Origin of the sequence: Zobellella denitrificans, assembly GCF_002407485.1 — a bacterium.
In the GTDB taxonomy this organism is placed as follows: Bacteria; Pseudomonadota; Gammaproteobacteria; order Enterobacterales; family Aeromonadaceae; genus Oceanimonas; species Oceanimonas denitrificans.
Window position 1 is genome coordinate 3255566 of record NZ_CP012621.1, and the last position, 12679, is coordinate 3268244.

Here is a 12679-nt window from a genome sequence, read left to right on the forward strand (position 1 = left end):
TTCTATGCTTAAACAACCACCCGGCGACCTACCCCGGCTATCCGGGGCAGGCCATTACATCATGGTAAATAAAAAGGACAATGCGATGAAATGGCAACGAGTGATGCGGCTGACCCTGGCCGCGGTCGGCAGTCTGTTCCTGGTCGGCGCCGGCCAGGCGAACAGCGACTTTCTGGTCAGTACCGACTGGCTGGAACAAAACCTGAACAACGAGGATCTGCGCGTGCTGGAAGTCAGCGTGGTGCCCGGCAAGTTCGAACGCGGCCATATCCCGGGCGCGGTCAATCTCCACTGGCACACCGAGCTGGTCGATCCGGTGAAGCGGGACATCGCCTCCCGGGATAACTTCCAGGCCCTGCTGCGCAAGGCCGGCATCTCCGAGGGCACCACCCTGGTGCTCTACGGCGACAGCAACAACTGGTTTGCCGCCTGGGGCGCCTGGATCTTCGATGTTTACCGGGTGCCCTCGGTCAAACTGCTCGACGGGGGCCGCGACAAGTGGGAAGCGGAAGGACGCCCGCTGGACGTGCGTCCGAGCCAGTACCCGCCCGGCAACATCACCCTCGCCGAGCGCAATGATGCCCTGCGCGCCCGCCTGGGCGACGTGCTGGCGGTGGCCGAAGGCCGTACCGATACCGCCCTGATCGATATCCGCTCCGCCGACGAGTACAACGGCAAGATCTTCGCCCCGGCCGGGGTGCAGGAGCTGGCGGTACGGGCCGGCCACATTCCCGGGGCGGTGAATGTGCCCTGGAGCAGCGCCGTGGCCGCGGACGGCACCTTCAAGCCGGTTGAAGAGCTGCGCGCGCTCTACCAGGGCGTCGGCGTGGATGGCAGCAAACCCATCATCGTCTATTGCCGGATCGGCGAGCGCTCCAGCCACACCTGGTTCGTCCTGAGCAAGCTGCTCGGTTACGAGGTGCGCAACTATGACGGCTCCTGGACCGAATACGGCAACAGCGTGGGCGTGCCCATCGCCAACCCCGCGGGCACCGTCTGGGGCGGCACCTGACAAGCGACGGCGGCAAGGGTCCCTTGCCGCCGTCCTGCTCTGGTATAAGAGCCATGCCCCCCCCTGCTCCGGCCCGCCGCCCGGCCATTGCCCTGGCCCTGCTGGTGCTGCTCGCCCTGTTGCTGGCCGGCCGTGCTCTCGCCGACGGCTCCACCACCGGCAACAACCTGGCCTTTTCCCTGCTTGCCGGCGCCCTGTTCGGGCTGGTGTTGCAACGCTCCCGCTTCTGCTTTTTCTGCATCAGCCGCGATTTCATCGAGCGCCGGGACGCTCGGGGCCTGCTCGGGCTGGTGGTGGCCCTGGCGGTGGGCTGCCTGGGCTACCAGGTGCTATTCGGCGCCTTCCTGCTCGATCCCACCCTGGGCCGCCTGCCGCCGGGAGCCCATATAGGCCCGGTGAGCTGGGTGCTGGCCGCCGGCGCCTTCACCTTCGGCATCGGCATGGCCCTGTCCGGTTCCTGCCTCAGCGCTCACCTCTACCGGCTGGGCGAAGGCTCCCTCGCCGCCCCTTTCGCCCTGCTCGGGGCCCTGGGCGGCTTCGTGCTCGGCTTTCTCAGCTGGAATCCCCTCTACCTGAGGGTCATGCAGGAGGCGCCGGTGATCTGGCTGCCAGCCCACCTCGGCTACGGCGGTGCCCTGCTGCTCCAGCTGTTGCTGCTCGCCGCTTTCGCCCTGGCCCTGGTGCGGGCCCACCGGCCGCCGGCAGAGTCCGGACCGCCCCCCGCCGGGTCGCTGCACGACCTGCTGTTCGGCCGGCGCTGGCCCACCTATGTGGGCGGCATACTGGTGGGCATGATAGGGGTGATGGCCTACTTCAGGGTCGCCCCCCTAGGGGTGACCGCCGAGCTCGGCAGCCTGGCGCGCACCGGCGTCGACGGCCTGGGGCTGCTGCCCGGCAGGCTGGAGGGGCTGGACGGCTTTTCCGGCTGCATGACGGTGGTCAAGGAGCACCTGCTTTCCGACAACGGTCTCTTCGTGCTGGGGCTGGTGGCCGCCTCCCTGGCCTCGGCCCTGGTCGCCGGCGACTGGCGCCCGCGTCGGCCCGCCCCGGGCGAGGTGGTGCGCTGCCTGGCGGGCGGCCTGCTGATGGGATGGGGCGCCATGGTCGCCTTGGGCTGTACCGTGGGCACCCTGCTGTCGGGCGTGATGGCCGGGGCCCTCTCGGGCTGGGTGTTCCTGCTGTGCTGTCCGGCCGGTATCCTGGCCGGCCTGTGGTTGCGCCGCCGTCTGCCCGGCTGAGGGTTACCAGAGCCCGCCGGCCAGCAGCCGGATCAGGGCGCCCAGCAGGGTGATGCCGAGCACCCCGCCCAGGTAGAGGCCGGCGAACCACAGCCAGCTGTTCTTGCCCTTCATCAGTAGCCCTCCTCGAAATCCTCGACCTTGCCGGAGAAGATGCGGTAACCCCACAGGGTGTAGGCGCAGATCAAGGGCAGGAAGATAAAGATGCCCGGCAGCAGGAACAGCAGGCTGGAGTCCGGCGCCCGGGCGTCCCACAGGGTCAGCTGGTGCGGGATAAGATAGGGGAAAAGCCCCACCACCAGGCCGATAAAGCCCAGGAGGAACAGCCCCACCGCCAGCCAGAAGGGCCGGGTCTCGTGGGGCTGGCCGTCCAGATCCCGGTACAGCAGCCAGCCGAACAGGGCGCTCAGCAACGGCAGGGGCAGCAGGAACAGGAAGTTGAGGCCGTCGAACCAGCGTGTGCGCACCTCGGTATTGGCCAGCAGGGTCCACAGGCTCACCACCACCAGTATCGCCATGATCGCCAGCACCAGTTGGCGGCCGAGATGGGCGGCGCGGGCCATGATCTCGTCCCGGCTCTTCATCACCAGGTAGCAGCAGGCCAGCAGGGCATAGGCCACCATCAGCGCGAAGCCGGTGAAGATGCTGAAGGGCGACAGCCACTCCAGCGCGCCCAGCTCGCCGGGACCGGCCTCCACCCCCTGCACCACGGCGCCGAGGATGGCGCCCTGGCAGAAGGTGGCGACGGTGGAGCCGAGGCAAAAGGACAGATCCCACCAGGGCTTGGAGCGGTGCGACTTGAAGCGGTACTCGAAGGCCACGCCCCGGAAGATAAGCCCGATCAGCATGATGATGATGGGCGTGTACAGGGTCGCCAGTATGCCCGCGTAGGCGGCGGGAAAGGCGGCGAACAGCACCACGCCGCCGAACACCAGCCAGGTTTCGTTGCCGTCCCACACGTGGGAGATGGAGCGCATCATGTGATCCCGCTCCGCCTCGCTCCGAAACCAGGGATAGAGGATGCCGAGGCCGAGATCGAAGCCGTCGAGCACCACGTACATCAGTACCGCAAAGCCCAGCAGCAGGTAGTAGAACAATGCCAGATCCATGTTATGCCTCCGCCTTGTCGTGTTTCAGTTGCTTCACCCAGGCCAGGGCGTAGCCGGGGGCGTCGACGCCGATCAGGTGCTGTTCCAGGTGAGCCATGTCCGGCGGCCCCTTGCGCACCAGCTTGGCCATGAAATACAGATAAACGCAAAACAGCAGGCTGTAGGTCAGCACGAACAGGGTGAGCGAGAACAGCACCCGCTCCGCCGGCAAGGGCGACACCACCTCCATGGTGCGCACCAGCCCCTGCACCAGCCAGGGCTGGCGGCCGATCTCCACCACGTACCAGCCGGCCAGGGTGGCCAGCACCCCCGAGGGGATCATCAGGTTCACCAGCCGCAGGAAGGGCCGGTGTTCATAGAGCCGATCACCGCGGCGCAGCCAGAGCCCCCAAAGGGCTATGCCTATCATCAGTACGCCCAGGCCCACCATCAGCCGGAACGAATAGAACACCAGGGGCACGTTGGGGCGCTCGTCGGCGGGCACCGACTTGAGCCCCTGCAGCTCCCCGTCCCACTCGTGGGTGAGGATCAGAGACGCCAGCTTGGGAATGGCGATTTCGAAGCGGTTGGTCTCGTTCTCCATGTCCGGCACCGCGAACAGCAGCAGGGGCGCGCCGGCCTCCCGCTCGGGCCAGATGCCCTCCATCGCCGCCAGCTTGATGGGCTGGTGCTCCTTGACGTTGAGGCCGTGGAAATCGCCTACCAGCGCCTGCACCGGCGCCAGGATCAGCGCCGCCCACAGCGCCATCGACAACCCCTTGCGGGCGAAGGCCTGCTCCCGCCCCTTGAGCAGGAACCAGGCGCTGACGCCGCCGATCACGAAAGTGGCGCTGAGCATGGCCGCCAGCAGCATGTGCACCAGCCGGTAGGGCATGGAGGGGTTGAAGATCACCTCCAGCCAGCTGGCCACCTCGAAGCGGCCGTCCACTATCTCGTAACCGGCCGGGGTCTGCATCCAGGAGTTGGCGGCGATGATCCAGAAGGCGGAAAGCCAGGTACCCACCGCCACCACGCAGGTGGCGAAGAAGTGCAACCGCTCGCTCACCCGCTGCCAGCCGAACAGCATGACCCCGAGAAAGCCCGCCTCCAGGAAGAAGGCGGTGAGCACCTCGTAGGCCATCAGCGGCCCCAGCACCGGGCCGGTGATTTCGGAGAACTCGGAAAAGTTGGTGCCGAATTCGTAGGACAGCACTATGCCGCTGACCACCCCCATGCCGAAGGTGATGGCGAAGGGCTTGATCCAGAACTTGGCCAACTGGAAGTAGATGGGGTTGCGGGTCTTCAGCCAGAGCCCTTCCCAGATGGCGATGGCGGTGGCCAGGCCGATGGTGATGGCCGGGAAGATGATGTGGAAGCTGACCGTGAACGCGAACTGAATGCGCGACAGCAGGGCGGAATCGAGCTCCATGGCTCCTCCTTAACGACGGTAACGGTTGACGGCGGCCGGCAGGGTCGCTAACAGCAGAACGATAAAAATAGCGGAGAATTCAATCAGTAAGGCGGTCATGTTCATTATTGTTGCTCACTCGCTGGGTTGATACCCCCATAAAGCAGAAACCGTGCCACTACGTCCGACACCTTGTGCCGCCTTGTTCTGGATCAAAAAACCGGCGAAAACTTGCCCGAACCGACAACAAGGTTTACAGTCTTTCGCCGGTAAACTGTAAACCTTATTTACACCTGGAGCCCGCCGATGTCACCGGATGTCGCCTTCGAACTGATGATGATCCTCACCAGCGGCTGCGCCCTGCTGGTGTCCGCCTGGCTGTACTGGCGCGCCCGCCGCCGGCGCAGCATGAAGGCGCTGGCGGGCTTCGGCGTGATGATGGCGCTCTGGTGCGCCGGCCACGTGGCGGTGTTCCACGGCTGGGAGCGGCTCGGCATCGCCCTGATCCTGGCCAACCCCCTGATGCCCACCTTCTTCCTCGACTTCGCCGTCGGCTTCGTCAACCAGGGCGTGGGCAGGCGCCCCTGGCTCGACCGCCTGGCCCGCGGCCGCGGCCTGCTCTACCTGGCCGCCCTGGCGGTGCTGCTGGCCAGCCTCTGGCTGGAGGGAGGCGGCGTCATCGCCTTCGGCCCCTTCGCCCACTACTTCGTGTTCCAGGGCATCGGCTGGTTCAACATCGCCTACACCATCGCCATCGGGGTGCTGGCCCACGCCCTGCTGCTGTGGGGCCTGCGCATCCACAGCGGCAACCGCCGCCGCTCCATCGCCGCCATGTTCGCCGCCGGCGCCTGGGGCCTGCTGCTGGCCACCAGCTTTATCTTCCCCTCCCTCGGCCTGTACTGGTATCCCTGGCCCATGCTGCTACTGCCGAGCTATGTGGTGCTGCTGGTCTACGGCGTGGTGCGCTACCAGATGCTGGAAATCAACGCCTGGGCCAACCGGGCCCTGCTGTGGACCCTGATGACGGCGCTGGTGATGGGGCTGATCGCCCTGCTCAGCGCCATGGCCGGCCAGTTCGGCATGCAGGCCCTGGCCAACGTGCCCAAGTGGCAGCTGTGGCTCTATTCCATGCTGCTGCTGATGCTGGCCCTGGCCCTGTACCAGCCGGTGAGCAAGCTGGTGGAGCGGCTGATCTACCCGGGCAGCCGGCTCGACGAGCAGTTGCTCGCCCTCTGGCAGCAGCGCCTGGGCGAGGCCAGCAGCTGGAGCGGCCTGGCCAATGCCGCCGCCGGGCTGATCTCGCGCCAGATGGGCCAGCCGGTGGCCATCCGCTTCACGCCCGAAGGCGAGTCGGCCCAGGCCCTGCCCGCCGGCCCCTGCATCCAGTGCCGGCACCAGCCCCAGGGCTGGCAGGCCCGGCTGCAGGGCTTCGAGGACGTGACCCCGGGCCTGCGCCTGGCGGCGGAGGTGTTCGCCTCCCTGCTGGCCACCCGCTGCGGCCTGCTGGAACGCTCCCTGCAACTGGCGGAAGCCGAGCGCCGGCGGCTGTCGGAGCAGCACCTGGTGGAGCTGGGCGGACTGTCGGCGGCCATGGCCCACGAGCTGCGCAACCCGCTCAACATCATCTCCATGGCCACCGCCGGCCTGGAGGCCAGCCGCAAGGAGATGATCCAGGCCCAGCTGAAGCGCGCCGATCGGCTGATCTCGGACATGCTGGCCTATTCCGGCCGCATCCAGGTGCAGTGCCAGGCCATTCCCCTCGCCGCCCTGCTCGACAGCCTCAGGCCTCAGTTCGACTGGCAGGGCACCGCCTTCGAGCACCAACTGCCGGCCGACTACCGGCTGTGGGCCGACCCCTACCGGCTGCAGCAGGTGGTGGTGAACCTGGTGGACAATGCCCTGGCCTTCGTGCGCAACCGGCCCGGCGGGCGCATCTGCGTCGAGGCGGGGGACAGGCCCGGCCTGGTGCGGGTGCACAACAACGGCCCCCTGATCGATGCCGAACTCGGCGAGCGGCTGTTCCGCCCCTTCGTCGGCAAGCGCAGCGGCGGCAGCGGCCTGGGGCTGGCCATCGTCCAGCGCATCATGGAGGCCCACGGCGGCCATGTCCGCCACCGCCAGGATCTGGGCTGGCCGGTGACCTTCGAACTGTATTTTCCCGAGGAGAAGCACTCATGATCCCGCGCATCCTGCTGGTCGACGACGAACCCGCCTTCCGCACCCTCTGCGCCCAGTGGCTGGAGGCCGAGGGCTACGAGGTGAAGGACTGCGCCGATCTCAACGGGTTGCGCGACCAGTTGCAGCAATTCGACGCCGATCTGGTCCTGCTCGACCTGTCGCTGCCGCCCCATTTCGATCCCCACCACACCCTGGCGGCCCTGCCCCAGTTCATCGACCGGCCGGTGATCATTCTCACCGGCCACGGCGAGCGGGAGCTGGCGCTGGAGGCCCTGCGCCAGGGCGCCTGGGACTTTCTGGCCAAGCCCATCGATCCGGACATGCTGGCGGTGGTGGTGCGCCGGGCCCTCACCAAGCACCAGCTGGTGCGCGAGCTGAACAGCCTGAAGCAGCGCCGCCAGCCGCCGCTGGCCAGCCTGATCGGCGCCTCCCCTTCCATGGAGAACATCCGCGCCCTGGTACAACGCATCGCCCCCACCGACGTGCGGGTGCTGGTGACCGGCCCCTCGGGCACCGGCAAGGAGGTGATCTCCCGCGCCATCCACGATCTCAGCCAGCGCGCCCGGGGGCCCTTTATTTCGGTGCACTGCGGCGCCATTCCCGCCGAGCTGCTCGAAAGCGAGCTGTTCGGCCACACCAGGGGCGCCTTCACCGGCGCCGACAAGGCCCGGGACGGCCTGCTCAAGCTGGCCGACGGCGGCACCCTCTTCCTCGACGAAATCGGCGACATGCCGCTGGCGATGCAGGTCAAGCTGTTGCGGGTGCTGCAGGAAGGCAGCTACTACCCGGTGGGCGGGCGCAGCCTGGAAACCATAGACGTGCGGGTGATCTCCGCCACCAACGCGGACCTGCCGGAAAAGGTGAAAAGGGGCGAATTCCGCGAGGATCTCTACTACCGCATCAAGGGGGTGACCATAGAGACCCGTCCCCTGGACGAGCGCCCGGAGGACATTCCGCTGCTGGTCAGCCACTTCCTCGAACTGCAGGCCCGGGGCCAGCCGCCGCTGCGCCCGGACACCGAGGCCTTCAACTGGTTTATCCACCGCCGTTGGCCGGGCAATGTGCGCGAGCTGAAAAGCGCGCTGGACAGCGTGGCCGCCATCGCCCGGGGCGGCGTCATCCGCCTGGAGGACATCGCCCTGCTCTACCCGGACGCCAAACCCGGCCCGGCCCAGGCCGCCGCCGGCGACAGCCTGGAGGCCCAGGTGCGGGCCCTGGAGATAGCGCTGATCACCGAGGCCCTGGCCCGCCACGACAACAACCGCACCCATGCCGCCCAGGCCCTGGGGCTGTCGCGCCAGGGCCTGCTGAAAAAGATCGAGCGGTACGGGTTGTAAGCTGGAAGCTGGAAGCTGGAGGTATCGCTGACCAGCGCACCATATAGTTTAAAAATCAGGCGGCACCGACTCTTGGGGCGCGGGCGGCCCGCCCGCATGAGGGTGGCACCGAGCTGCTGTAGATACCGTTGTAGATGCCGCTGTAGATGCCGCTTTAGCTGGCATGAACCAGCACAAACCGGCATGAGCCAGCACAAACCGGCGGGCAAGGATGTCCAATTTCCGCATTCCCCGCCCTTTGCAGGTTTGCGCCACGTAACCGGGCACCTACAGGTGAGATATCGCACTGCTCACGTTTTAAACCGATCGGTGCTCTAGTCTCCCATCAGCTCCTTCAGGGTCAGCTCCAGGGCGGTGGCGGCGATGCCGGTGGTGCGGCTGCTGTGGTTGTGCACCCGTTGCAGGGCGCCGCGGATGCGCTCGGACACGTCCCGGAAGATGGCCTCGTCGGAGATCTCCTGCTCGGTTTCCATCAGGAAGGCGAAGGCCCGGGCCATGCCGCAGTTGCCGATAAAATCCGGGATAACGCTAAGCCGTTCGTCCGCCTGCTGGTAGACGGGGCCGTAGAAGATCTCCTGATCCCTGAAGGGCACGTTGGCGCCGCAGGCGATCAGCTCCACGCCGTTGTCCGCCAGGGCCGCCAGGTGCTCGGCGCTGACCAGGCGGGAGGCGGCGCAGGGCAGGAACACCTCGGCCTCCAACTGCCAGAAGGCGGCCTGGGCCTGTTCAAAACTCACCACCCCGGGCCCCGCCAGCCGGTTGCCCTGGCGGCCCAGGTAGAGCGCCTTCAGCTGCTCGACGCCGAGCCCCTCTGGCGCTATCACCCCGCCGGAAGCATCCATGATGCCGACGATGCAGGCGCCTTCCTGGGCCAGGTAACAGGCCGCCGCCGCCCCCACGTTGCCGAAACCCTGCACCATGACCCGCTTGCCGGCGAGTTGCCCGCCCCAGATGCCGTAGTAGTGGCGCACCGACTCGGCCAGGCCCCAGCCGGTGATGAGGTCCGCCACCTTGTACTTGCGCCCTGCGTCCGGGCTGTAACGGCCGTCTTCCACCACCTTGGCCACCCCCAGGCGCAGCTGGCCCAGCTTCTGGATCTGCTCGCTCACCGAGGGCTTGAAGTGGCCGTTGACCACCCCCTCCTGGGGATGCCAGATGCCGTGGCGCTCGGTCAGCGGCACCACGTCCTTCACCTCGCACACGTTGAGATCGCCGCCGGTGCCGTAATAGCTTTTCAACAGCGGCGCCACCGCCTGGAACCAGCGCGCCAGCACCCCGTCCCGGCGCGGATCGGCCGGATCGAAGTCGATACCCGACTTGGCGCCACCGATGGCCGGGCCCGACACCGCGAACTTCACCTCCATGGTCTTGGCCAGGGACTCCACCTCGTGGCGATCCAGCCCCTTGCGCATGCGGGTGCCGCCGCCGGCCGCCCCGCCGCGCAGGGAGTTGATCACCACCCAGCCCTTGGCCTCGGTCTCGCTGTCGTGCCACTCGAACACGATTTCCGGGTTTTTCCGCTCGAATTGGGTAAGCAGTGCTTTCATCCGTTGATTACTCCGTGTTACAGGCAATAGGGATCCCTGACCGGCAAAGGCCATCAATAAGCATCAGGGAGAAGTTAAGTAATGTGCATACCGGCCGGGCACCGTACGCAGACTCGCCGTAAGGACAGAGGCTCTGCTTAACGGTACCCGCCCGCTATCTCATGGCTTCGGTTGAAGCCCGCAAGGTCAGAACAGGTTGAAGTAGAAGATCACCAGCACGCCGATGGGGGTAACGTAGCGCACCACCGCATGCCAGAGGGCATGCCACTGCCCGCCCAGCTCGGCCGCCGAGTGCTCCGGCTTCATCACCCAGCCCACGAAGATGGCTGTCAGCAGGGCGCCGAGCGGCATCATGATGTTGGCGGTGAGGTAGTCGTAGATGTCGAACAGGGTCTTGCCCTCGAAACGTTCGAACATGGCCAGGGGTGCGAAGTCGGACCAGAGGTTCAGCGACAGCACTGTGGTGATGCCCACCAGCCAGGCCGCCAGGCCGCCGCCCACCGCCGCCTTGACCCGGCCCACGCCCTTCTCTTCGAGGAAGCGCACCAGGGATTCCAGCATGGAGATGGAGGAGGTCCAGGCCGCGAACAGCAGCAGCACGAAGAACAGGGTGGCGAAGAAGCCGCCGCCCGGCATCTGGCCGAAGGCCACCGGCAGGGTCACGAAGATAAGGCCCGGGCCCTCGCCCGGCTGCAGGCCGTGGGCGAACACCACCGGGAAGATGGCCAGCCCCGCCAGCAGGGCCACGCACACATCCATGATGGCCACGGTGAAGGAGGTACGGGCGATGGACACGTCCTTCTTCAGGTAGGCGCCGTAGGCCATCATGGCGCCGCTGGCCAGGCTCAGGGTGAAGAAGGCATGGCCCAGGGCCACCAGTATGGACTCGGCGGTCAGGCTGGAGAAGTCGGGCCGGAACAGGAACACCAGCGCCTCGCCGAAGTGGCCGGTGGTCATGGCGTAGCCCACCAGGATCAGCAGCAGCACGAACAGCGCCGGCATCAGCCAGGACACCGCCCGCTCCAGGCCGTGCTTGACGCCGCCGGCGGACACCAGCACCGTCAGCCCCATGAACACCGAGTGCCACAGCAGCAACTGGCCCGGCGAGGCCAGCAGGCCACCGAACATGGCGCCGGAATCCTCCGCCGCTATGCCGGCAAAGCCGCCCTTGGCCGCCTCCACGATATAGGGCATGGTCCAGCCGGCGATCACGCTGTAGAAGGAGAGGATCAAAAAGGCCGCCAGGGTGGCCATGATGCCGACCCCGGCCCAGTTCCGGCTGCGCCCTTCGGCCGCCGCCACCGCGCCCATGGTGCCGATGGGGCTCTTGCCGCCGCGCCGGCCCAGCATGACTTCCGACATCATGATGGGGATGCCGATGATGGCGATGCAGATCAGATACACCAGCACGAAGGCACCACCGCCGTTCTGGCCGGTGATATAGGGGAACTTCCAGATATTGCCGAGGCCCACCGCCGAGCCCACCGCCGCCATGATAAACACGAAACGGCTGGACCACAGGGCCGGGGTCACGCCGGCGCTCTCTTTACCCTGAACATTGGTTGCCACCACAGACACAGCTTCTCCTCCTTTAGCTGTATTAGGACAACGTCAGCCACCCCAGCTAAAGGTGTAAAGTATGGCTGACAGTATGTCCTGCTATTTTGCCACCATCTTCCCGATTGAAAAAATGGCTGTGGTAAAAAATTAGAGATTATTCGGCCTTGAGCACGCCTCGACGGATTTGATCCTCCTCGATAGACTCGAACAAGGCCTGGAAATTGCCCTCGCCGAAGCCTTCGTTACCCTTGCGCTGGATGATTTCGAAGAAGATCGGGCCGATCACGGTGTCGGTGAAGATCTGCAGCAGGAGCCCCTGGCCCTGGGTCGGCGCCCCGTCCATCAGGATATGGTTCTTGCGCAGCCGGGCCAGATCCTCGCCGTGGCCGGGCAGGCGGGCGTCCAGCTTCTCGTAGTAGGTGTCGGGGGTGGCCATAAAGCTCATGCCGCCGTCACGCAGGGTTTCCACCGTGCGGTAGATGTCGTTGGTGCCCAGGGCGATATGCTGGATGCCCTCGCCCTTGTACTGGTGCAGGAACTCCTCGATCTGGCTCTTTTCGTCGGCGGACTCGTTGATCGGAATGCGGATCTTGCCGCAGGGGCTGGTCATGGCCCGGGACTTGAGCCCGGTGAGCTTGCCCTCGATGTCGAAGTAGCGGATCTCGCGGAAGTTGAAGTGCTTCTCGTAGAAACCGGCCCAGAGATTCATGTTGCCCATGGCCACGTTGTGGGTGAGGTGGTCGATGTAGGTCAGGCCCACGCCCTGGGGGTGCTGGTCCACGCCCGGAATGGGGCGGAAGTCCACGTCGTAGATGCTCTGCTCGCCGTAGCGGTCCACCAGGTAGATGAGGGAGCCACCGATGCCCTCGATGGCCGGGATCTGCAGTTCCATGGGACCGGCGCCGGAGGCCACCACCCTGGCGCCGTTGGCGGCCAGTTGCTTGATGGCCTGGGCCGCGTCCTTCACCCGGAACGCCATGGCGTTGGCGCAGGGACCATGGATGCGGGCGAACTGCTCCGCCTGGCTGTTGGGCTCGGCGTTGAGGATAAAGTTGATGTCACCCTGGCGGTAGAGGGTCACGTTCTTGCTGCGGTGGCGGGCGATGGCGACAAAGCCCAGCCGTTCGAACAGTTGCGCCAGTTGCTCCGGCTCGCTGGAGGCGTACTCCACGAACTCGAAGCCGTCGGTGCCCAGGGGGTTGTCCCACAAAGAGGATTTTTCCGGTGAAATCGCTTCAGACATCATGATTCTTCTCCTTAATCGCCTTGTTCCATTGGTTCATGCTTCGATGCAATGGAAACAGCATAAGG

9 protein-coding genes are annotated in these 12679 nt (G+C 66.2%); 4 read left to right on the forward strand and 5 right to left on the reverse strand.

Features of this window, described 5'->3' with window-relative positions; genetic code table 11:
* The first annotated feature begins 85 nt into the window (after positions 1 to 85).
* Both AN401_RS15390 and AN401_RS15395 read left to right on the forward strand, forming a co-directional pair.
* Positions 86 to 1012, forward strand: coding sequence for a sulfurtransferase (locus AN401_RS15390; protein ID WP_096779843.1), 927 nt, complete (start codon positions 86 to 88; stop codon positions 1010 to 1012).
* 53 nt (positions 1013 to 1065) lie between these two features.
* On the forward strand, positions 1066 to 2250 hold the full coding sequence (locus tag AN401_RS15395) for a YeeE/YedE family protein (RefSeq protein WP_096779844.1): 1185 nt from the start codon (positions 1066 to 1068) through the stop codon (positions 2248 to 2250).
* A 113-nt stretch (positions 2251 to 2363) separates the two neighbouring features.
* On the opposite strand, the gene AN401_RS15400 is transcribed toward AN401_RS15395, so the two are convergent.
* On the reverse strand, positions 2364 to 3359 hold the full coding sequence (locus AN401_RS15400) for a cytochrome d ubiquinol oxidase subunit II (protein ID WP_094038260.1): 996 nt from the start codon (positions 3357 to 3359) through the stop codon (positions 2364 to 2366).
* 1 nt (position 3360) lies between these two features.
* Positions 3361 to 4767, reverse strand: a complete 1407-nt coding sequence (locus AN401_RS15405) for a cytochrome ubiquinol oxidase subunit I (protein WP_096779845.1) — start codon at positions 4765 to 4767, stop codon at positions 3361 to 3363.
* Between the two features lie 285 nt (positions 4768 to 5052).
* Between AN401_RS15405 and AN401_RS15410 the strand changes: the two genes are divergently transcribed.
* Positions 5053 to 6924: a sensor histidine kinase gene (locus AN401_RS15410; RefSeq protein WP_096779846.1), complete on the forward strand. Its 1872-nt coding sequence runs from the start codon at positions 5053 to 5055 to the stop codon at positions 6922 to 6924.
* On the forward strand, positions 6921 to 8261 hold the full coding sequence (locus AN401_RS15415; RefSeq protein WP_094038263.1) for a sigma-54-dependent transcriptional regulator: 1341 nt from the start codon (positions 6921 to 6923) through the stop codon (positions 8259 to 8261). Before AN401_RS15410 ends, AN401_RS15415 begins: the two co-directional genes overlap by 4 nt.
* A gap of 314 nt (positions 8262 to 8575) precedes the next feature.
* On the opposite strand, the gene AN401_RS15420 is transcribed toward AN401_RS15415, so the two are convergent.
* From AN401_RS15420 to hppD, 3 genes are all read right to left on the reverse strand, one after another.
* Positions 8576 to 9808, reverse strand: coding sequence for a Glu/Leu/Phe/Val dehydrogenase dimerization domain-containing protein (locus tag AN401_RS15420; protein WP_096779847.1), 1233 nt, complete (start codon positions 9806 to 9808; stop codon positions 8576 to 8578).
* Between the two features lie 186 nt (positions 9809 to 9994).
* Positions 9995 to 11386 carry a sodium-dependent transporter gene (locus AN401_RS15425; RefSeq protein WP_232513331.1) on the reverse strand — a complete coding sequence of 464 codons (1392 nt, stop codon included), beginning with the start codon at positions 11384 to 11386 and terminating at the stop codon, positions 9995 to 9997.
* 136 nt (positions 11387 to 11522) lie between these two features.
* Positions 11523 to 12614 (reverse strand): 4-hydroxyphenylpyruvate dioxygenase, encoded by a 1092-nt coding sequence (hppD, locus tag AN401_RS15430; protein ID WP_408645724.1) that lies wholly within the window; start codon positions 12612 to 12614, stop codon positions 11523 to 11525.
* Positions 12615 to 12679 lie beyond the last annotated feature (65 nt).